Here is a 20,194-nt window from a genome sequence, read left to right on the forward strand (position 1 = left end):
AATAATGCTTCCCGATGAAGCGAGGAGGTAAATGATGAAGAGGTCTACCGCACGTCAGTTTTATCAGCAGTACTTTTCAGCGACAAAAGGATCGTCCTGGCTGGCCCGCCAGTGTGCAGAGCAACGGCTGAAAATGTTAGAAGAACTGATGCAGTGGGACGTTACGAAACCGGCCTCTTCTCGCTGACTCGCCTCGATCATGTGTGACTGAGTATTGGTGCTTATCACCCGCCAGCAAAATGTTTTTGCTGGCTTTTTTCGTTTATTCTTTCACCCAATTTCGATTCGCTTTCACAAGGACTTGCGCATGCTGTGGTTGATGACGATGGGGCGACGCCTGAACGGCGTGTATGCCGCTTTTATGCTGGTGGCCTTTATGATGGGCGTGGCGGGGGCGCTGCAGGCGCCGACGCTGAGCCTGTTTCTCAGCCGCGAGGTGGGGGCGCAGCCGTTTTGGGTGGGGTTGTTTTATACCGTCAACGCGATTGCCGGGATCCTGGTCAGCCTCGCGCTGGCGAAACGATCGGACAGCCAGGGCGATCGCCGCAAGCTGATCCTCTTTTGCTGCGCCATGGCCGTGGGTAACGCGCTGCTCTTTGCTTTTAACCGTCATTACCTGACGCTCATTACCTGCGGCGTGCTGCTGGCGTCGCTGGCGAATACCGCCATGCCGCAGCTGTTTGCCCTGGCGCGGGAATATGCGGATAGCTCGGCACGGGAAGTGGTGATGTTCAGCTCGGTGATGCGTGCCCAGCTCTCGCTGGCGTGGGTCATTGGTCCGCCGCTGGCCTTTATGCTGGCGTTGAACTACGGCTTTACCACCATGTTCACCATCGCGGCCGGGATTTTTGTCATCAGCCTGGCGCTGATAGCCTTCGCGCTGCCGTCCGTGGCGCGCGTCGAACAGACAACGGATAAACCGCTCACCCAGGTGAGCGGCTGGCAGGACAAGAACGTCCGTATGCTGTTTATTGCCTCCACGCTGATGTGGACCTGCAACACCATGTACATCATCGACATGCCGCTGTGGATCAGCAGCGATCTGGGCTTACCGGACAAGCTTGCGGGGATCTTAATGGGGACCGCTGCCGGGCTGGAAATTCCGGCAATGATTCTGGCGGGATATTACGTAAAGCGTTTCGGTAAACGCAAAATGATGGTGGTTGCGGTTGCAGCCGGGGTGTTGTTTTATCTTGGGCTGATCTTATTCCACTCGCGCGAAGCGCTGCTGGCGCTGCAGCTGTTTAATGCTGTGTTCATTGGGATCGTCGCCGGAATCGGCATGCTCTGGTTTCAGGATCTGATGCCCGGACGCGCGGGATCGGCCACGACGCTCTTTACGAACAGTATTTCAACCGGGGTGATTCTGGCCGGTGTGATCCAGGGCGCGCTGGCGCAAAGCTATGGCCATACGTCGGTTTACTGGATGATTGCGGCGATATCCGTCGTGACGCTCCTGCTGACCTGCCGGGTAAAAGACGTCTGATTCTGGAAGACGGCTTCACAAATTGGAACGACATTCTGACAGAGATCGCGAAGGGGAATAGAGTGCGTGGCGGGTGCTTGAGGCTGTTTGCCTCAGGCTTTCGCAAGAGGCAAACAGTGGAGAGTCCCACATCAAAAGATTGATGGGGAGACCAACTTCACAACCAACATTGCGAGGTTAGTCTCTTCATTGCCGAAAAGCAATAAGGAGGCTGGAATGCCAAAACGTACTCTGCTGTTAGGTTTATTTCTGATCTGTACGACGTTGTTGATCTTCACCTGGATGGTCCGTGATTCGTTGTGTGAATTGCATTTCAGACAGGAGAAAACAGAAATGGCGGCAGTGTTGGCTTACGAAGCAAAACGTTAGCGGTATGGGCGGGGAAGTTTCCCCGCCTCTCCAGAGTGGTTGAGCCTCAACGCACCCTTATCAATGGCCCGCATTTCGCGGGCCATTGCCTTTAGCCCATAAACGCAGGCTGTTTTTTCTCATACGCTGAGATGGCGTCTTCGTGCTGCAGCGTCAAACCAATGCTGTCCAGACCGTTCAGCATGCAGTGACGGCGGAACGCATCAATGCTGAAGCTGTAGGTCTTATCCCCGGCTTTCACCACTTCCGCTTCCAGATCCACTTCAAACGACATGCCCGGATTGGCCTTAACCAGCGCAAACAATTCATCGACCTGCTCATCGCTCAGCGTCACCGGCAGCAGCTGGTTGTTGAAGCTGTTGCCGTAGAAGATATCCGCGAAGCTGGGAGCAATAACCACCTTAAAGCCGTAGTCGGTCAACGCCCAGGGCGCATGCTCACGCGACGAGCCGCAGCCAAAGTTTTCCCGCGCCAGCAAAATGGAGGCACCTTTGTATTCCGGGAAGTTCAGAACGAATTCCGGATTAGGCACTTCGCCTTTGTCGTCCAGGAAACGCCAGTCGTTGAACAGGTGCGCGCCAAAACCGGTACGCGTCACCTTCTGCAAAAACTGCTTAGGAATAATGGCGTCAGTATCGACGTTCGCGGCGTCCAGGGGGACAACCCGGCCTGTATGTTGGGTAAATTTCTCTGCCATGATTGTCTCCTTATTTCAGGCTGCGAATGTCGGCGAAATGGCCGGTGACTGCCGCAGCGGCGGCCATTGCCGGGCTGACCAGATGGGTGCGCCCACCGCGGCCCTGACGGCCTTCAAAGTTACGGTTGCTGGTGGAGGCACAGCGCTCACCCGGATTCAGGCGATCGTTGTTCATGGCCAGACACATGGAACAGCCTGGCAGGCGCCACTCGAAGCCTGCTTCGATAAAGATCTTATCCAGACCTTCGGCTTCCGCCTGGGCTTTCACCGGACCGGAGCCTGGAACCACCAGCGCCTGCACGCCCGGCGCGACTTTACGGCCTTTGGCGATCTCTGCCGCTGCACGCAAATCTTCGATACGGGAGTTGGTGCAGGAGCCGATAAACACCTTATCAATGGTCACGTCGGTCAACGGCACGCCGGGCTTCAGCCCCATATAGGCCAGCGCTTTTTCCGCACTGGCGCGCTCGACCGGATCGGCGAAGGAAGCCGGATCGGGAATGGCGTCGTTGACGGAAATCACCTGACCCGGGTTGGTCCCCCAGGTCACCTGAGGGGCAATCTCTTCTGCCTGCAGCGTGACAACGGTATCAAACGTTGCCCCGTCGTCGGTTTTCAGGGTTTTCCAGTACGCTACCGCGTCGTCAAAATCCTGCCCTTTCGGCGCGTGCAGACGGCCCTTCACATAGTTAAAGGTCGTTTCATCTGGCGCGACCAGCCCGGCTTTGGCACCCATCTCAATGGCCATGTTGCACAGGGTCATGCGACCCTCCATGCTCAGCGCCTGAATAGCATCGCCGCAGAACTCAACGACGTGGCCGGTACCGCCTGCGCTGCCGGTTTTACCGATAATCGCCAGCACGATGTCTTTCGCGGTAATGCCAGGTGCCGCTTTGCCCTTCACTTCAATCTTCATCGTTTTGGCGCGACCCTGCTTCAGGGTCTGCGTCGCCAGCACGTGTTCCACCTCGGAAGTGCCAATCCCGAACGCCAGGGCGCCAAACGCGCCGTGGGTTGCGGTATGCGAGTCACCGCAGACGATGGTCATGCCCGGCAGGGTAATCCCCTGCTCAGGGCCCATCACGTGGACGATGCCCTGATACGGATGGTTCAGGTCGTACAGCTCAACGCCAAATTCATTGCAGTTCTTAATCAGCTCCTGCATCTGGATACGCGCCATCTCACCCGAGGCGTTAATGTCTTTAGTCTGGGTGGAAACGTTGTGATCCATCGTCGCGAAGGTTTTACCCGGCTGGCGCACCGGACGCTTATGCGCGCGCAGGCCGTCAAATGCCTGAGGAGAGGTCACCTCGTGTACCAGATGTCTGTCGATATACAGCAGTGGGGTTTCGTTTGGTGCTTCGTAGACAACGTGCGCATCAAACAACTTTTCATATAACGTCTTAGCCATGATTACACCCCTTCAGCGACATAGCGGGCAATAATGTCGCCCATTTCATCGGTACTGACTGCCGCCGTGCCGCGTGCTAAATCACCGGTACGAACGCCTTCTTCTAACGCCCGGTTAATGGCGTTTTCAATTGCGGTTGCTGCATCGCCTGCATCCAGGCTGTAGCGCAGCAGCAGGGCCAGAGAGAGGATCTGCGCAATCGGGTTAGCGATGTTTTTGCCGGCGATATCCGGTGCGGAGCCGCCCGCAGGCTCGTACAGGCCGAAGCCTTCTTCATTCAGGCTGGCGGATGGCAGCATGCCCATCGAGCCGGTGATCATCGCGCACTCGTCAGAGAGAATATCGCCGAACAGGTTGGAGCACAGCAGCACGTCAAACTGGGACGGATCCTTAATCAGCTGCATGGTCGCGTTGTCGATGTACATGTGCGACAGCGCAACGTCCGGGTACTGTTTAGCGACTTCGCTGACGATCTCGCGCCACAGAATGGAAGACTGCAGCACGTTCGCTTTATCAATCGAGGTCACCTTATGGCGGCGTTTGCGCGCCGACTCAAACGCGATATGGGCGATACGTTCAATTTCGAAGCGGTGATACACCTCGGTATCGAACGCTTTTTCATGCTGACCGCTGCCTTCGCGCCCCTTTGGCTGACCGAAATAGATCCCACCGGTCAGTTCACGTACGCACAGAATGTCGAAACCGTTAGCGGCGATATCGGCGCGCAGCGGGCAAAACTCTTCCAGACCCTGGTACAGCTTCGCCGGACGCAGGTTACTGAACAGTTTGAAATGTTTACGCAGCGGCAGCAGCGCGCCGCGCTCTGGCTGCTCTGCTGGCGGCAGGTGTTCCCATTTTGGACCACCGACGGAACCAAACAGCACGGCATCGGCATTTTCACAGCCTTCCACGGTCGCTTTTGGCAGTGGCGTACCGTGGTTATCAATCGCAATACCGCCCACATCGTAGTGGCTGGTGGTGATTTTCATCGCAAAACGCGTGCGAACGGCTTCCAGTACTTTCAGCGCCTGTGCCATCACTTCCGGGCCAATACCGTCGCCCGGTAACACAGCAATATGGTAATTCTTCGACATTACACGGTTTCCTTGTTGTTCTCTTTATTCTGAGCTTTGCGTTGCAACTCTTTTTCGACTTCGGCGGCGCGCCAGATGTTATTCAGCACATGCACCATCGCTTTCGCGGAGGATTCAACGATATCGGTCGCCAGACCCACGCCATGGAAGCGGCGGCCATTGTGGGTCACAACAATGTCGACCTGGCCCAGTGCATCTTTGCCATGGCCCTTGGCCGTCAGGTCATATTTGACCAGCTCAACGTCGTACTCGGTAACGCGGTTGATGGCCTGGTAAATCGCATCGACAGGTCCATTACCGTTAGCTGCCTCTGCTTTAATTTCATCTCCGCAGGCCAGCTTGACCGAGGCGGTGGCGATGTCGCTGGATCCGGACTGCACGTTGAAGTAATCCAGACGGAAGTGCTCTGGCTCTTCCTGCTGTTTGTTAATAAAGGCCAGCGCTTCCAGGTCATAGTCGAACACCTGCCCTTTTTTGTCGGCCAGCTTCAGGAACGCGTCATACAGTTGATCCATGTTGTAATCGCTGTCCTTATAGCCCATCTCTTCCATGCGGTGCTTCACTGCCGCACGTCCGGAACGGGAGGTCAGGTTCAACTGGACCTGGTTCAGGCCGATGGATTCCGGGGTCATAATTTCGTAGTTTTCACGGTTCTTCAGCACGCCATCCTGATGAATACCGGAGGAGTGCGCGAAGGCGCCAGTGCCGACAATCGCTTTGTTGGCCGGAATAGGCATGTTGCAAATCTGGCTGACGGTCTGGCTGGTGCGCCAGATCTCGTTGTGATTGATGCGGGTGTGCACGTCCATGATGTCTTTGCGCACTTTGATCGCCATGATCACTTCTTCCAGCGAACAGTTGCCCGCACGTTCACCGATACCGTTCATCGCGCCTTCTACCTGACGCGCGCCAGCGTGGACGGCGGCGATAGCATTGCCCACGGCCAGACCCAAATCATCGTGGGTGTGGACGGAGATAATCGCTTTATCAATGTTCGGAACGCGGTCATACAGGCCGGTGATGATGTTGGCGAACTCAAACGGCATGGTGTAGCCGACGGTGTCAGGGATGTTGATGGTTTTGGCACCCGCGTTAATGGCAGCTTCCACGACGCGCGCCAAATCGTCGATTGGCGTACGGCCTGCATCTTCACAGGAGAATTCAACGTCATCGGTGTAGTTGCGTGCGCGTTTCACCATATACACCGCGCGCTCAATCACCTCATCCAGCGTGCTGCGCAGCTTGGTGGCGATGTGCATGGGCGAGGTGGCAATAAAGGTGTGGATACGGAACGCTTCGGCCACTTTCAGCGACTCGGCTGCAACGTCGATATCTTTTTCCACACAGCGCGCCAGACCACATACGCGGCTGTTTTTAATGGTGCGGGCGATGGTCTGGACGGATTCGAAATCACCCGGAGACGAGACCGGGAAACCCACCTCCATCACGTCGACACCCATACGTTCGAGAGCCAGCGCGATCTGCAGTTTCTCTTTTACACTCAGGCTTGCCTGTAATGCCTGTTCACCGTCACGTAAAGTAGTATCGAAAATAATGACTTGCTGGCTCATGGGTTAGGTCCTTGTCAGTCTTAGGGCGCCTTGCTACGAGCATAAAAAAACCCGCGCAGTGGCGCGGGTTTTTAGTCTTACTGGTGACGATTCAACGCTGAATTTCGCCCGCCAGTCTACCGCGCACAGTGGATGCGTTTAGTAGTAGTAGACCGGTGAAACGAATGGTGCGAATCATGAATCGTGCTCCGTTAAATTCAATATGCTTTTAGTGGTACTGGATACGGCAGTTGATGTCAACCCCTGACGATAAAAACGGACCCGACGGGCGGAACGGGTAGGATTTTACTTTAGCTAATTGTGCTGGTTTTGGCTTTTGCGAGCCGACTAATTGTCTAATTTTGGACTGAAGAAAACAGTTGCAGAAATAAATAAATATAATTGTTTAAAATGAGTGACGCGCGTTACAGAGAGTATTCTGTACATAAAGGGGTTTACTATCATTAAGTTATAATTACGGTGAATCTATTGCGCGTCGCTAAAAAATGAACAGGGGTAACATGTTATTAACTAACTGATGAGCGGTGGCGATAACAGTTTAATAATACTTAAGTCATCATTAATCTGGCGGTCATTGTGTATTTGCTTGGTTTATGGTTTCATTTAAATCCTAAAGTCAAACATATCATTTGCGCTATTTTCTTTTCGTTTGTATAGCGTCTTTATATATTCTGAATTTTAAATAATTCTCTTTCGCTGATCGTATTTGCATGATAAATCATATTTTTCGAGATTATTACCGTACGTGAGCAAAGGGAGTGTAGCGTGACAGTGGAGTCAGAAGTGTCAGAAAATAATATTAAACAACCTCAAGCTACTGATGGGATTAAACCGCAGTTACGCACGGTGGATCTTAATCTTCTGACGGTGTTTGATGCTGTCATGCAGGAACAGAATATCACCCGCGCGGCCCAGGCGTTGGGGATGTCACAACCTGCTGTGAGTAACGCCGTTGCCAGGCTTAAGGTCATGTTTAACGACGAATTGTTTGTTCGTTACGGAAGAGGGATCCAGCCTACTGCGCGTGCATTCCAGCTGTTCGGCTCAATCCGTCAGGCGTTGCAGCTGGTACAAAACGAGCTGCCGGGATCGGGCTTTGAACCTTTAAGCAGCGAGCGCACATTTCATCTGTGTGTCTGCAGTCCATTAGATAATTATTTAACCTCGATTATCTATAATAAAGTCGAAGAGATCGCGCCAAATATCCATCTGGTTTTTAAATCATCCCTGAACCAAAGTACAGAGCATCAGTTACGCTATCAGGAGATTGAATTCGTCCTGGGGTATGAAGAGTTCCGTCGTCCTGAATTTTCCTGCGTACCGCTGTTTAAAGATGAAATGGTTCTGGTGGCCAGTAAAAATCATCCCCGGCTGAAATATCCACTACGCGAAAATGATGTCTATAACGAGCAGCATGCCGTTGTTGCCCTCGACAGATATGCTTCCTTTAGCCTGCCATGGTATGACTCTGCGGATAAGCAGGCGAGCGTGGCTTATCAGGGGATGGCTATGGTCAGCGTATTAAACGTTGTCTCCCAAACACATCTGGTGGCGATTGCACCGCGCTGGCTGGCAGAAGAGTTTTCTGACCCGTTAAATCTGCAAATTTTGCCTCTGCCGCTTAAATTAAATAGCCGAACCTGCTATCTCTCCTGGCATGAAGCGGCCGGAAGGGATAAAGGGCACCAGTGGATGGAGGAGTTGCTGGTCGGTATCTGCCGCCGGTAAACGCATCAGGATAAATCGCATCGGATTGTGTGATTTATCCTGAGTTTTTATAGATAATTGCTATTTTGTTCTGTGATGAATTTTTTCGGGCCGCTCTTCGGTACGCAAAAATAGATGATTTCCTGCATTGCCGCGCTTTTCAGCGATGATTTATCACACCGTCCTCTATTCCCAGAGGAATTAACCATATCTTCAGTTAACGGCTGCTTTTTCTGCTTTACGCACCGTTTATCTCCCCGGGTTTGCTAATTGCCTGCCTCATAACGAGCGGTTAAGGTAAAGAACACTCTGCAAAATATAAGATTGGTTCATCCCGATCGTAAGACGGTGCGGAAATGAATTCGGCAGTCCGTCTATAACAAAATGCCTGGAGGCAAAGCATGGAGATGTTGTCTGGCGCGGAAATGGTCGTGCGGTCGCTGATCGATCAGGGCGTAAAGCAAGTGTTCGGCTACCCTGGCGGCGCGGTCCTGGATATTTATGATGCGCTGCATACGGTAGGGGGCATTGACCATGTTCTGGTACGTCACGAGCAGGCGGCTGTACACATGGCCGACGGTCTGGCGCGTGCGACGGGTGAAGTGGGCGTGGTCTTAGTCACGTCCGGCCCCGGCGCGACAAACGCCATTACCGGCATTGCGACGGCGTATATGGACTCTATCCCGCTGGTGATCCTCTCCGGGCAGGTAGCAACCTCGCTGATTGGCTACGATGCTTTTCAGGAGTGTGACATGGTCGGGATTTCCCGTCCCGTTGTGAAGCACAGCTTTCTGGTCAAGCAAACCGAAGACATTCCCGGCGTACTGAAAAAAGCCTTCTGGCTGGCAGCAAGCGGGCGCCCGGGACCGGTGGTGGTCGATCTGCCTAAAGACATTCTGAACCCGGCAAACAAGCTGCCGTACGTCTGGCCTGACTCGGTGAGCATGCGTTCTTACAATCCGACAACGCAGGGGCATAAAGGACAGATCAAGCGGGCGTTGCAAACGCTTCTGGCAGCCAAAAAACCGGTCGTCTATGTCGGCGGCGGGGCGATCAACGCTGCCTGTGAAGCCCAGCTTCGTGAGCTGGTTGAAAAACTCAACCTTCCTGTGGCGTCGTCGCTAATGGGGCTGGGGGCGTTTCCCGCCACTCACCGCCAGGCGCTCGGCATGCTGGGTATGCACGGTACCTATGAAGCCAACATGACGATGCATCATTCCGATGTGATCTTTGCCGTCGGCGTGCGTTTTGACGATCGTACCACCAACAATCTGGCGAAGTATTGCCCGAACGCCACCGTGTTGCACATTGATATCGATCCGACGTCCATTTCAAAAACGGTGTCGGCTGATGTGCCGATCGTCGGTGATGCTCGTCAGGTTCTGGAACAGATGCTGGATCTGCTGACCCAGGAGAACGCGACCCAGCCGCTGGATGAGATCCGCGACTGGTGGCAGCAGATTGAACAGTGGCGAGCGCGTCAGTGCCTGAAATATGACACGCAAAGCGAAAACATTAAGCCGCAGGCGGTCATCGAAGCGGTGTGGCGACTGACGAAAGGTGAGGCGTATGTAACCTCAGACGTGGGCCAACACCAGATGTTTGCCGCCCTGTATTACCCGTTTGATAAACCGCGTCACTGGATCAACTCGGGTGGCTTAGGCACCATGGGCTTCGGTCTGCCTGCCGCGCTGGGCGTGAAGCTGGCTCTGCCGAATGAAACCGTCGTCTGCGTGACCGGAGACGGCAGTATTCAGATGAACATTCAGGAGCTGTCTACCGCACTGCAGTATGAGCTGCCGGTTCTTGTGCTGAATCTGAATAACGGCTATCTCGGCATGGTGAAGCAGTGGCAGGATATGATTTACTCTGGCCGTCATTCGCAGTCCTATATGCAATCGCTGCCGGATTTTGTTCGTCTTGCTGAAGCTTATGGCCATGTTGGGATGCGAGTGACCGATCCGGCCGAGCTGGAAACGAAGCTCGCACAAGCGCTTGAGCACGTTAAAAACAACCGCCTTGTCTTTATGGATGTGATTGTTGATGGAACCGAACACGTTTATCCGATGCATATTCGGGGGGGCGGTATGGATGAAATGTGGTTAAGCAAAACGGAGAGAACCTGATATGCGCCGGATATTATCGGTTTTACTGGAAAACGAGTCTGGCGCACTGTCGCGCGTCATTGGTCTTTTTGCGCAGCGCGGTTATAACATTGAAAGCCTGACCGTCGCGCCGACGGAGGATCCCACGCTGTCGCGCATGACGATTCAAACCGTTGGCGACGCCAAAGTGCTTGAACAGATTGAAAAACAGCTGCATAAGCTGGTTGATGTGCTGCGCGTGAGCGAGCTGGGGCAGGGGGCCTACGTTGAACGTGAGGTCATGCTGGTGAAAATCCAGGCCAGCGGCTACGGGCGTGAAGAAGTTAAACGCAATGCGGATATTTTCCGCGGACAGATTATCGACGTCACACCTTCTCTTTATACAGTTCAGCTGGTCGGGACGAGTGACAAGCTGGATGCTTTCCTGACGTCCGTGCGGGATGTGGCAAAAATTGTTGAAGTCGCAAGATCGGGTGTCGTGGGTCTGTCACGCGGCGAGAAAATCATGCGTTAGTTGTCAAAAAGGTTCGCCTCTTTCTGCCCGGTCACCAAAGCCGGGCTTTTTTTTGCGTAATCAGCCGACAACGCAGATAAAAGCGGTTGCCGCGAAGGCTTTTCTGCGTTTAGATGTTAAAAGATTTAACCATAACCTTGACAGGGCCATGGACTCTTTTCTTTTTTTAAGGGGCAATTGTGAAACTGGATGAAATCGCCCGGCTAGCCGGCGTGTCACGAACAACGGCCAGCTATGTGATTAACGGTAAAGCAAAGCAGTACCGTGTCAGCGACAAGACCGTTGAAAAAGTTATGGCGGTGGTTCGTGAACATAACTACCATCCGAATGCTGTCGCAGCCGGTCTGCGCGCCGGGCGCACCCGCTCTATTGGTCTGGTGATCCCGGACCTGGAAAACACCAGCTATACCCGTATCGCCAACTATCTTGAACGTCAGGCGCGCCAGCGTGGCTATCAGCTGCTGATTGCCTGCTCGGAAGATCAGCCTGATAACGAGATGCGCTGCATTGAGCACCTGCTCCAGCGCCAGGTGGATGCCATTATTGTTTCGACCTCCTTACCGCCAGAACATCCGTTCTACCAGCGCTGGGCGAACGACCCGTTCCCAATCGTGGCGCTGGATCGGGCGCTCGATCGTGAACATTTCACCAGCGTAGTGGGTGCGGATCAGGATGATGCCGAAATGCTGGCCGCAGAGCTGCGGACGTTCCCGGCGGAAACGGTGCTGTATCTTGGCGCGTTGCCCGAGCTTTCGGTGAGCTTCCTGCGCGAGCAGGGATTCAGAACCGCCTGGAAAGACGATCCGCGCGAGGTTCACTACCTCTATGCCAACAGCTACGAACGTGAAGCCGCCGCGCAGCTGTTCGAGAAATGGCTGGAAACCCACCCGATGCCTCAGGCGCTGTTCACGACCTCGTTTGCGCTCTTGCAGGGCGTCATGGATGTCACCTTACGCCGTGAAGGTAAACTCCCCTCCGACCTGGCGATTGCCACGTTCGGGGATAACGAGCTGCTCGACTTCCTTCAGTGCCCGGTGCTGGCGGTTGCACAGCGTCACCGCGACGTGGCTGAACGCGTGCTGGAGATTGTGCTGGCGAGTCTGGATGAACCCCGCAAACCAAAGCCGGGCCTGACGCGTATCAAACGTAATCTCTACCATCGCGGAATTTTAAGCCGCCAAAAATGAAATGACTGGGGCGGCGAAATCTGCCCCATTTTGCTGCAATAATTCGTGCGGATAATTCCCGGAGAGAAATTAGGATAATTCTTGTGAGATCATAATCGCCTATTTTTCTTAATTCATTTTGGCTTTTAAATTGTTCTTTAAAGAACATCTCAGCGATTTTAAACGGTATTCTTTGTATTATTTTGTTACAAACCCTCTTCGGTCGATGAATATTCAGACGTTTTTTCCTCTTCCTTTGCCAGCTTACGTGCTAACCACTGCGCTTACCGTGTGCCTGGGTGAATCTGGCGCTGTCATCCCCTGAGAATCTGTCATAAAATGCTGCCCGCGTCGCAAACTGACACTTTATATTTATCTGCGATGATATTGAGTGAGCCTTAACGCTAGTGTGCATATTCGGTTTTTTTCTTACAAATATTCATAACGTTAATTTTGCCTCGCCAGTTGTGCAGTTATTAACCAGGACTGTTTAACTCTGTAAATAGAGGGCTTTCGAGTCCTTATACGGAGAGTCCTGGCTTGACAAGCTTTTCCCTCGCTCCGTAAACTCCTTTAGGTGGGAATTTGTGGGTTAAAGTGGTGAGGAGGGGTGAGACTGGCATGTTCCGTGGAGCAACGTTAGTCAATCTCGACAGCAAAGGGCGTTTATCGGTACCAACCCGATACCGCGACCAGCTGATTGAGAACGCTGCGGGTCAAATGGTTTGCACCATTGACATTAACTCCCCCTGCCTGCTGCTTTACCCCTTACCTGAATGGGAAATTATTGAGCAAAAGCTGTCGCGACTGTCGAGCATGAACCCGCAGGAACGCCGCGTGCAGCGGCTGTTATTGGGACATGCCAGTGAATGTCAGATGGATAACGCAGGGCGATTACTGATTGCCCCTGTGTTGCGGCAACATGCCGGTCTGACAAAAGAAGTGATGCTGGTCGGGCAGTTCAACAAGTTTGAACTGTGGGATGAAACGACCTGGTATCAACAGGTCAAGGAAGATATCGACGCTGAGCAGTCTGATTCCGCGACATTATCGGAACGACTGCAGGACTTGTCTCTATAAATATGATGGAAAATTATAAACATAAAACGGTGTTACTGGACGAGGCCGTTAACGGCCTGAATATTCGTCCGGATGGCATCTACATTGATGGCACATTTGGTCGCGGTGGCCACTCGCGTTTGATCCTCTCCCAGCTGGGTGAGGAGGGACGTCTGCTGGCAATCGATCGCGATCCGCAGGCAATTGCCGTTGCACAGACCATCAATGACCCACGCTTTTCCATCGTGCATGGACCTTTCTCTGCGCTCGCGGACTATGTGGCTGAGCGCGGCCTGACGGGCAAGATCGACGGGATTCTTCTCGATCTTGGCGTCTCTTCACCCCAACTCGACGACGCTGAGCGCGGTTTCTCCTTTATGCGAGATGGTCCGCTGGACATGCGGATGGACCCGACGCGCGGACAATCCGCCGCCGAGTGGCTACAGACCGCTGACGAAGCCGATATTGCATGGGTCATTAAAACGTTTGGCGAAGAGCGCTTTGGCAAACGTATTGCGCGCGCCATTGTTGAGCGCAACCGCATTGAGCCAATGACCCGCACCAAAGAGTTGGCCGAGGTGATCGCGGCAGCGACCCCGGTGAAGGATAAGCACAAACATCCCGCGACCCGTACCTTCCAGGCGGTTCGTATCTGGGTAAACAGTGAACTGGAGGAAATAGAGCTGGCGCTAAAAAGCTCGCTCAACGTGCTTGCCCCGGGTGGGCGGTTATCCATCATCAGCTTCCATTCGCTGGAAGACCGTATTGTGAAACGCTTTATGCGTGAACAAAGCCGCGGTCCACAGGTGCCAGCGGGGCTGCCGATGACGGAAGAACAACTCAGGAAGCTGGGTGGCCGTCAGTTGCGAGCATTAGGCAAGTTGATGCCGGGCGAAGAAGAAGTGGCAGAGAATCCACGCGCCCGTAGTTCAGTGCTGCGTGTTGCAGAGAGGACGAACGCATGATCGGCAGAGTGACAGAGACCCTAAGCAAAGTTAAGGATTCGTTAGGAAGCAACGAGCGCCATGCCTTGCCTGGCGTGATCGGCGACGATCTTTTGCGGTTTGGGAAACTGCCACTCTGTCTGTTCATTTGCATCATTGTCACGGCAGTAACGGTGGTGACGACAGCCCACCATACACGTTTATTGACTGCGCAACGCGAGCAGATGGTACTGGAACGCGATGCGCTGGATATTGAATGGCGAAATCTGATCCTTGAAGAAAACGCGCTCGGCGATCACAGCCGGGTTGAACGGATCGCAACGGAAAAGCTGCAGCTGCAGCATGTTGATCCTTCACAGGAAAATATCGTAGTACAAAAATAAGGGAAAACGCGACGCATGAAAGCAGCGGCAAAAACGCTAAAACCAAAACGTCAGGAAGAACAGGCCAACTTTATCAGTTGGCGTTTTGCGTTGCTTTGCGGCTGCATTTTACTGGCGCTGGGTTTTCTGCTGGGCCGCGTGGCCTGGCTGCAGATCGTCGCCCCTGACATGCTGGTACGCCAGGGCGATATGCGCTCTCTGCGCGTTCAGGAGGTCTCCACGTCCCGCGGGATGATCACCGACCGCTCCGGTCGTCCGCTGGCGGTGAGCGTACCGGTGAAGGCTATCTGGGCCGATCCGAAAGAGCTGCACGACGCCGGTGGCATTACCCTTGATAACCGCTGGAAAGCGCTGGCTGATGCGCTGAAAATGCCGCTGGATCAGCTGGCCTCCCGCGTTAACGCGAACCCGAAAGGGCGTTTTATCTATCTGGCGCGTCAGGTTAACCCTGACATGGCGGACTACATTCGCAAACTGAAGCTGCCGGGCATTCATCTGCGTGAAGAATCCCGTCGTTACTATCCATCCGGCGAAGTAACCGCTCACCTCATTGGCTTCACCAACGTCGACAGCCAGGGGATTGAGGGCGTTGAAAAAAGCTTCGATAAGTGGCTCACCGGTCAGCCGGGCGAGCGAATCGTGCGTAAGGACCGCTACGGGCGCGTCATCGAAGATATCTCCTCTACGGACAGTCAGGCAGCGCACAACCTGGCCCTGAGTATCGACGAGCGCCTGCAGGCGCTGGTCTACCGCGAGCTGAACAACGCCGTGGCGTTCAACAAGGCGGAGTCAGGCAGCGCCGTGCTGGTGGATGTCAGCACCGGTGAAGTGCTGGCGATGGCCAACAGTCCGTCCTACAACCCGAACAACTTTACCGGCACTGCAAAAGATGCCATGCGTAACCGGGCGATTACCGACGTGTTCGAACCTGGCTCCACGGTGAAACCGATGGTGGTGATGACCGCGCTCCAGCGCGGCATCGTCAATGAAAACACGGTTCTGAACACCATCCCATACCGTATTAACGGCCACGAGATAAAAGACGTGGCGCGCTACAGCGAATTGACCCTGACTGGGGTGTTACAGAAGTCGAGTAACGTCGGTGTTTCAAAGCTGGCGTTAGCGATGCCGTCCTCAGCGTTAGTAGAGACTTACTCACGTTTTGGACTGGGAAAGGCGACCAATTTGGGGTTGGTCGGAGAACGCAGTGGCTTATATCCTCAAAAACAACGGTGGTCTGACATAGAGAGGGCCACCTTCTCTTTCGGCTACGGGCTAATGGTAACCCCGTTACAGTTAGCGCGAGTCTACGCAACGATTGGCAGCTATGGCGTTTATCGCCCGCTGTCGATTACCAAAGTTGATCCACCGGTCCCGGGAGAGCGTATCTTCCCGGAATCCATCGTTCGTACCGTAGTGCACATGATGGAAAGCGTGGCGCTGCCGGGCGGCGGCGGCGTGAAGGCGGCGATTAAAGGCTATCGTATCGCCATTAAAACCGGTACAGCGAAAAAAGTGGGGCCAGACGGCCGCTACATCAACAAATACATTGCCTATACCGCAGGCGTTGCGCCTGCAAGCAATCCGCGTTTTGCGCTGGTGGTCGTGATAAACGATCCACAGGCGGGTAAATACTACGGCGGCGCCGTCTCCGCGCCTGTGTTCGGGGCCATCATGGGCGGCGTGTTACGCACCATGAACATTGAACCGGATGCGCTGGCGACGGGCGAAAAAAGTGAATTTGTAATTAATCAAGGCGAGGGTACAGGTGGCAGATCGTAATTTGCGCGACCTTCTCGCTCCGTGGGTGCCAAATGCACCGGAGCGAGCACTGCGAGAGATGGTACTGGACAGCCGCGTGGCTGCTTCTGGCGATCTTTTTGTGGCGGTGGTCGGTCATCAGGCGGACGGGCGTCGTTATATCCCGCAGGCGATTGCGCAAGGTGTGGCTGCCATTATTGCTGAGGCTAAAGATGAGGCAACCGACGGTGAGATCCGTGAAATGCACGGCGTGCCGGTCATCTATCTCAGCCAGTTAAACGAACGTCTTTCCGCACTGGCGGGACGTTTTTATCACGAACCTTCCGACCAGCTGCGCCTGGTTGGCGTAACGGGTACGAACGGAAAAACCACCACCACGCAGCTGATGGCGCAGTGGGCTCAGCTGCTGGGTGAAACCGGCGCGGTGATGGGTACCGTAGGTAACGGTCTGCTGGGCAAAGTGAGCCCGACGGAAAACACCACCGGCTCCGCGGTTGACGTACAGCACGTGCTCGCCGGTCTGGCAGGGCAGGGCGCAACCTTTGCCGCGATGGAGGTCTCTTCGCACGGTCTGGTACAGCACCGTGTCGCGGCGCTGAAATTTGCCGCGTCCGTGTTTACCAACCTGAGCCGCGATCATCTTGATTATCATGGTGATATGGAGCACTACGAAGCCGCGAAATGGCTGCTCTATTCCACTCACCACTGTGGTCAGGCGATCATTAATGCCGACGATGAAGTCGGCCGCCGCTGGCTGGCGAAGCTGCCCGATGCGGTTGCCGTATCGATGGAAGACCATATCAATCCGAACTGCCACGGCCGCTGGCTGAAGGCGGTTGAGGTGAAATATCACGACAGCGGGGCGACCATCCGCTTTGCCTCTTCCTGGGGTGAAGGCGAAATTGAAAGCCGCCTGATGGGGGCGTTTAACGTCAGCAACCTGCTGCTGGCGCTGGCAACGCTGCTGGCGCTGGGTTACCCGATGGCTGAACTGCTGAAAACCGCCGCGCGTCTGCAGCCAGTTTGTGGCCGTATGGAAGTGTTTAGCGCGCCGGGCAAACCGACCGTTGTGGTTGATTATGCCCACACGCCGGATGCGCTGGAAAAAGCGCTGGAAGCGGCGCGTCTGCACTGTACCGGTAAGCTCTGGTGCGTGTTTGGTTGTGGCGGCGATCGTGACAAAGGCAAACGCCCGCTGATGGGCGCTATTGCGGAACAGTTCGCAGATATTCCGGTTGTCACCGATGACAACCCGCGTACGGAAGAGCCGCGCGCCATCATTAATGACATTCTGGCGGGCATGCTGGATGCGGGCCGCGCGCGCGTCGTGGAAGGCCGGGCGGAAGCCGTGACGAACGCCATCATGCAGGCCCAGGAGAATGATGTTGTTCTGCTGGCGGGTAAAGGCCATGAAGATTATCAGATCGTTGGCAACCGCCGTCTGGATTACTCCGATCGCGTAACGGCAGCTCGCCTGCTGGGAGTCGTCGCATGATTAGCCTCTCGTTAAGCCAGGCCGCAGCGGTACTGCACGGCGACCTGCACGGGCAAGACCTGACCATTGATGCCGTGACGACGGACACCCGCAAAGTCACCGCTGGCTGTCTGTTCGTGGCGCTGAAAGGCGAGCGTTTTGACGCGCATGATTTTGCTGAACAGGCCAAAGAGAACGGCGCCGGTGCGCTGCTGGTCAGCCGCAAGCTTGATATCGATCTGCCGCAGGTTGTGGTGAAAGATACGCGTCTCGCGTTCGGCGAGCTGGCGGCCTGGGTTCGTCAGCAGGTGCCGGCTCGCGTCGTCGCCCTGACCGGATCCTCTGGCAAAACGTCAGTGAAAGAGATGACGGCGGCGATCCTCAGCCAGTGCGGCAATACGCTTTATACCGCGGGCAACCTCAATAATGACATCGGCGTGCCGATGACATTGCTTCGCCTGACCAAAGAGCACGAGTATGCGGTGATCGAGTTAGGTGCAAACCACCAGGGTGAAATCGCCTGGACCGTGAGCCTGACTCGACCGGAAGCAGCGCTGGTGAATAACCTCGCGGCTGCGCACCTGGAAGGCTTTGGCTCGCTGGAAGGCGTGGCGAAAGCAAAAGGCGAGATTTACACCGGCCTGCCGGAAAGCGGGATCGCCATTCTGAACGCCGATAACAACGACTGGCTGAACTGGCAGAGCATCATTGGTGCGCGTAAAACCTGGCGCTTCTCGCCAAATGCGGCCAACAGTGATTTTACGGCGACCAATATCCATGTGACGTCGCACGGCACCGAGTTCACCCTCACCACCCCAACGGGTGGCGTGGAGGTGCTGCTGCCGCTGCCGGGTCGCCATAACATCGCCAATGCCCTTGCGGCGGCGGCGCTGGCAACGGCGGTAGGCGCTTCACATGAGGCAATCAAAGCCGGGCTGGCGAACCTGAAAGCCGTGCCGGGACGCCTGTTCCCGATTCAGCTTTCGGAAAACAAACTGCTGCTGGACGACTCCTACAACGCGAACGTTGGCTCGATGACGGCGGCGGTGCAGGTGTTATCTGAAATGCCGGGCTTCCGCATCATGGTGGTTGGCGACATGGCAGAGCTGGGCGACGAAAGCGAAGCCTGTCATACCCAGGTCGGTGAAGCGGCGAAAGCGGCGGGGCTGGACTGTGTACTGAGCGCAGGAAAACTGAGCCAGGCGATTAGCCAGGCCAGCGGCGTTGGCGAGCATTTTGCCGATAAAGCCGCGTTGATTGAGCGCCTTAAGGCATTAATGACAGAAAAACAAATTGTGACAGTGTTAGTGAAAGGTTCACGTAGTGCCGCCATGGAAGAGGTTGTGCACGCATTACAGGAGAACGGGACATGTTAGTTTGGCTGGCCGAACATTTGGTCAAATATTACTCAGGCTTTAACGTCTTTTCCTATCTGACGTTTCGCGCCATCGTCAGCCTGCTGACTGCGCTGTTCATCTCGTTGTGGATGGGCCCGCGCATGATTGCCCGTCTGCAAAAGCTCTCTTTCGGCCAGGTTGTGCGTAACGACGGCCCGGAATCGCACTTCAGCAAGCGCGGTACCCCGACCATGGGCGGGATCATGATCCTGACTGCCATCGTCGTTTCCGTACTGCTGTGGGCGTACCCGTCCAACCCGTACGTCTGGTGTGTGCTGACGGTTCTGGTGGGTTACGGGATCATTGGTTTCGTCGATGATTACCGCAAAGTCGTCCGCAAAGATACCAAAGGCCTGATTGCCCGCTGGAAGTACTTCTGGATGTCGGTGATCGCGCTGGGCGTGGCCTTCGCGCTGTATCTGGCAGGGAAAGACACGCCAGCGACCGAGCTGGTCGTGCCGTTCTTTAAAGACGTGATGCCGCAGCTGGGTCTGTTCTACATTCTGCTGGCGTACTTTGTGATTGTCGGCACCGGTAACGCCGTTAACCTGACCGACGGTCTGGATGGACTGGCAATCATGCCTACCGTCTTCGTGGCGGCCGGTTTTGCGCTGGTGGCCTGGGCGACCGGTAACATGAATTTCGCGAACTACCTGCACATCCCTTATCTGCGCCACGCGGGTGAACTGGTGATCGTCTGTACGGCGATTGTCGGCGCGGGGCTTGGCTTCCTGTGGTTCAACACCTATCCGGCTCAGGTCTTTATGGGGGACGTCGGTTCACTGGCTTTGGGCGGCGCGCTGGGCATTATTGCCGTGCTGCTGCGTCAGGAGTTCCTGCTGGTGATCATGGGCGGCGTGTTTGTGGTTGAGACGCTGTCGGTGATTTTGCAGGTCGGCTCCTTCAAGCTGCGCGGCCAGCGCATCTTCCGTATGGCGCCGATTCACCACCACTATGAACTGAAAGGCTGGCCGGAGCCGCGCGTCATTGTGCGCTTCTGGATTATTTCGCTGATGCTGGTGCTGATTGGCCTGGCAACGCTGAAGGTACGTTAAT

General features: G+C 54.9%; 19 protein-coding genes. 14 read left to right on the forward strand and 5 right to left on the reverse strand.

Features of this window, described 5'->3' with window-relative positions:
* Window positions 1–34 precede the first annotated feature (34 nt).
* The 3 genes from sgrT to BMW97_RS18105 all read left to right on the forward strand — a co-directional run bounded on the left by sgrT (window position 35) and on the right by BMW97_RS18105 (window position 1,855).
* Window positions 35–187, forward strand: a complete 153-nt coding sequence (sgrT, locus tag BMW97_RS18095) for a glucose uptake inhibitor SgrT (protein WP_045907787.1) — start codon at window positions 35–37, stop codon at window positions 185–187.
* A gap of 120 nt (window positions 188–307) precedes the next feature.
* Complete coding sequence (locus tag BMW97_RS18100; RefSeq protein WP_045907788.1) at window positions 308–1,486, forward strand: sugar efflux transporter; 1,179 nt, start codon at window positions 308–310, stop codon at window positions 1,484–1,486.
* A 216-nt stretch (window positions 1,487–1,702) separates the two neighbouring features.
* A complete protein-coding gene (locus tag BMW97_RS18105) occupies window positions 1,703–1,855 on the forward strand; it encodes a Hok/Gef family protein (RefSeq protein ID WP_045907789.1) in 153 nt (50 codons plus the stop codon).
* 91 nt (window positions 1,856–1,946) lie between these two features.
* Here BMW97_RS18105 and leuD read toward each other — a convergent pair whose 3' ends face one another.
* From leuD to leuL, 5 genes are all read right to left on the reverse strand, one after another.
* Window positions 1,947–2,552, reverse strand: a complete 606-nt coding sequence (gene leuD / locus BMW97_RS18110) for a 3-isopropylmalate dehydratase small subunit (protein ID WP_023616037.1) — start codon at window positions 2,550–2,552, stop codon at window positions 1,947–1,949.
* Window positions 2,553–2,562: 10 nt separating this feature from the next.
* Complete coding sequence (gene leuC / locus BMW97_RS18115) at window positions 2,563–3,963, reverse strand: 3-isopropylmalate dehydratase large subunit (RefSeq protein ID WP_008501999.1); 1,401 nt, start codon at window positions 3,961–3,963, stop codon at window positions 2,563–2,565.
* Window positions 3,964–3,965: 2 nt separating this feature from the next.
* On the reverse strand, window positions 3,966–5,057 hold the full coding sequence (gene leuB / locus BMW97_RS18120; protein ID WP_024907450.1) for a 3-isopropylmalate dehydrogenase: 1,092 nt from the start codon (window positions 5,055–5,057) through the stop codon (window positions 3,966–3,968).
* A complete protein-coding gene (gene leuA / locus BMW97_RS18125; RefSeq protein ID WP_008501997.1) occupies window positions 5,057–6,628 on the reverse strand; it encodes a 2-isopropylmalate synthase in 1,572 nt (523 codons plus the stop codon). Before leuA ends, leuB begins: the two co-directional genes overlap by 1 nt.
* A gap of 91 nt (window positions 6,629–6,719) precedes the next feature.
* Entirely contained in the window at window positions 6,720–6,806 is an 87-nt protein-coding gene (gene leuL / locus BMW97_RS24450; RefSeq protein ID WP_071530973.1) for a leu operon leader peptide, read from the reverse strand.
* 587 nt (window positions 6,807–7,393) lie between these two features.
* Here leuL and leuO point away from each other — a divergent pair.
* From leuO to mraY, 11 genes are all read left to right on the forward strand, one after another.
* Complete coding sequence (leuO, locus tag BMW97_RS18130; RefSeq protein ID WP_275430302.1) at window positions 7,394–8,356, forward strand: transcriptional regulator LeuO; 963 nt, start codon at window positions 7,394–7,396, stop codon at window positions 8,354–8,356.
* 380 nt (window positions 8,357–8,736) lie between these two features.
* The gene (gene ilvI, locus BMW97_RS18135; RefSeq protein ID WP_045907791.1) at window positions 8,737–10,461 is read left to right on the forward strand and encodes an acetolactate synthase 3 large subunit; all 1,725 of its coding nucleotides are present in this window, start codon (window positions 8,737–8,739) and stop codon (window positions 10,459–10,461) included.
* 1 nt (window position 10,462) lies between these two features.
* Window positions 10,463–10,954 (forward strand): acetolactate synthase small subunit, encoded by a 492-nt coding sequence (ilvN, locus tag BMW97_RS18140; protein WP_045907792.1) that lies wholly within the window; start codon window positions 10,463–10,465, stop codon window positions 10,952–10,954.
* A 179-nt stretch (window positions 10,955–11,133) separates the two neighbouring features.
* Window positions 11,134–12,141 carry a catabolite repressor/activator gene (gene cra / locus BMW97_RS18145; protein ID WP_008501993.1) on the forward strand — a complete coding sequence of 336 codons (1,008 nt, stop codon included), beginning with the start codon at window positions 11,134–11,136 and terminating at the stop codon, window positions 12,139–12,141.
* 600 nt (window positions 12,142–12,741) lie between these two features.
* A complete protein-coding gene (mraZ, locus tag BMW97_RS18150; RefSeq protein WP_021240528.1) occupies window positions 12,742–13,200 on the forward strand; it encodes a division/cell wall cluster transcriptional repressor MraZ in 459 nt (152 codons plus the stop codon).
* A 2-nt stretch (window positions 13,201–13,202) separates the two neighbouring features.
* Window positions 13,203–14,144 carry a 16S rRNA (cytosine(1402)-N(4))-methyltransferase RsmH gene (rsmH, locus tag BMW97_RS18155; protein WP_090393056.1) on the forward strand — a complete coding sequence of 314 codons (942 nt, stop codon included), beginning with the start codon at window positions 13,203–13,205 and terminating at the stop codon, window positions 14,142–14,144.
* Window positions 14,141–14,506: a cell division protein FtsL gene (gene ftsL, locus BMW97_RS18160; protein WP_008501989.1), complete on the forward strand. Its 366-nt coding sequence runs from the start codon at window positions 14,141–14,143 to the stop codon at window positions 14,504–14,506. The genes rsmH and ftsL overlap by 4 nt, the downstream gene beginning before the upstream one ends.
* A gap of 15 nt (window positions 14,507–14,521) precedes the next feature.
* Window positions 14,522–16,288: a peptidoglycan glycosyltransferase FtsI gene (locus BMW97_RS18165; protein WP_045907793.1), complete on the forward strand. Its 1,767-nt coding sequence runs from the start codon at window positions 14,522–14,524 to the stop codon at window positions 16,286–16,288.
* Window positions 16,275–17,762: a UDP-N-acetylmuramoyl-L-alanyl-D-glutamate--2,6-diaminopimelate ligase gene (gene murE / locus BMW97_RS18170; RefSeq protein ID WP_045907794.1), complete on the forward strand. Its 1,488-nt coding sequence runs from the start codon at window positions 16,275–16,277 to the stop codon at window positions 17,760–17,762. The genes BMW97_RS18165 and murE overlap by 14 nt, the downstream gene beginning before the upstream one ends.
* On the forward strand, window positions 17,759–19,117 hold the full coding sequence (murF, locus tag BMW97_RS18175) for a UDP-N-acetylmuramoyl-tripeptide--D-alanyl-D-alanine ligase (protein ID WP_045907795.1): 1,359 nt from the start codon (window positions 17,759–17,761) through the stop codon (window positions 19,115–19,117). The genes murE and murF overlap by 4 nt, the downstream gene beginning before the upstream one ends.
* The gene (mraY, locus tag BMW97_RS18180; protein ID WP_008501985.1) at window positions 19,111–20,193 is read left to right on the forward strand and encodes a phospho-N-acetylmuramoyl-pentapeptide-transferase; all 1,083 of its coding nucleotides are present in this window, start codon (window positions 19,111–19,113) and stop codon (window positions 20,191–20,193) included. Before murF ends, mraY begins: the two co-directional genes overlap by 7 nt.
* Window position 20,194 lies beyond the last annotated feature (1 nt).

Origin of the sequence: Enterobacter sp. NFIX58 (assembly GCF_900110475.1) — a bacterium.
GTDB classification, from domain to species: domain Bacteria; phylum Pseudomonadota; class Gammaproteobacteria; order Enterobacterales; family Enterobacteriaceae; genus Enterobacter; species Enterobacter quasiroggenkampii.

Excerpts from the sequence above, each read along its gene's own strand:
- sgrT (WP_045907787.1), top strand. The coding sequence starts at position 35 with ATGAAGAGGTCTACCGCACGTCAGTTTTATCAGCAGTACTTTTCAGCG.
- BMW97_RS18100 (WP_045907788.1), top strand. The coding sequence starts at position 308 with ATGCTGTGGTTGATGACGATGGGGCGACGCCTGAACGGCGTGTATGCC.
- BMW97_RS18105 (WP_045907789.1), top strand. The coding sequence starts at position 1,703 with ATGCCAAAACGTACTCTGCTGTTAGGTTTATTTCTGATCTGTACGACG.
- leuD (WP_023616037.1), bottom strand. The coding sequence starts at position 2,552 with ATGGCAGAGAAATTTACCCAACATACAGGCCGGGTTGTCCCCCTGGAC.
- leuC (WP_008501999.1), bottom strand. The coding sequence starts at position 3,963 with ATGGCTAAGACGTTATATGAAAAGTTGTTTGATGCGCACGTTGTCTAC.
- leuB (WP_024907450.1), bottom strand. The coding sequence starts at position 5,057 with ATGTCGAAGAATTACCATATTGCTGTGTTACCGGGCGACGGTATTGGC.
- leuA (WP_008501997.1), bottom strand. The coding sequence starts at position 6,628 with ATGAGCCAGCAAGTCATTATTTTCGATACTACTTTACGTGACGGTGAA.
- leuL (WP_071530973.1), bottom strand. The coding sequence starts at position 6,806 with ATGATTCGCACCATTCGTTTCACCGGTCTACTACTACTAAACGCATCC.
- ilvI (WP_045907791.1), top strand. The coding sequence starts at position 8,737 with ATGGAGATGTTGTCTGGCGCGGAAATGGTCGTGCGGTCGCTGATCGAT.
- ilvN (WP_045907792.1), top strand. The coding sequence starts at position 10,463 with ATGCGCCGGATATTATCGGTTTTACTGGAAAACGAGTCTGGCGCACTG.
- mraZ (WP_021240528.1), top strand. The coding sequence starts at position 12,742 with ATGTTCCGTGGAGCAACGTTAGTCAATCTCGACAGCAAAGGGCGTTTA.
- rsmH (WP_090393056.1), top strand. The coding sequence starts at position 13,203 with ATGATGGAAAATTATAAACATAAAACGGTGTTACTGGACGAGGCCGTT.
- ftsL (WP_008501989.1), top strand. The coding sequence starts at position 14,141 with ATGATCGGCAGAGTGACAGAGACCCTAAGCAAAGTTAAGGATTCGTTA.
- BMW97_RS18165 (WP_045907793.1), top strand. The coding sequence starts at position 14,522 with ATGAAAGCAGCGGCAAAAACGCTAAAACCAAAACGTCAGGAAGAACAG.
- murF (WP_045907795.1), top strand. The coding sequence starts at position 17,759 with ATGATTAGCCTCTCGTTAAGCCAGGCCGCAGCGGTACTGCACGGCGAC.
- mraY (WP_008501985.1), top strand. The coding sequence starts at position 19,111 with ATGTTAGTTTGGCTGGCCGAACATTTGGTCAAATATTACTCAGGCTTT.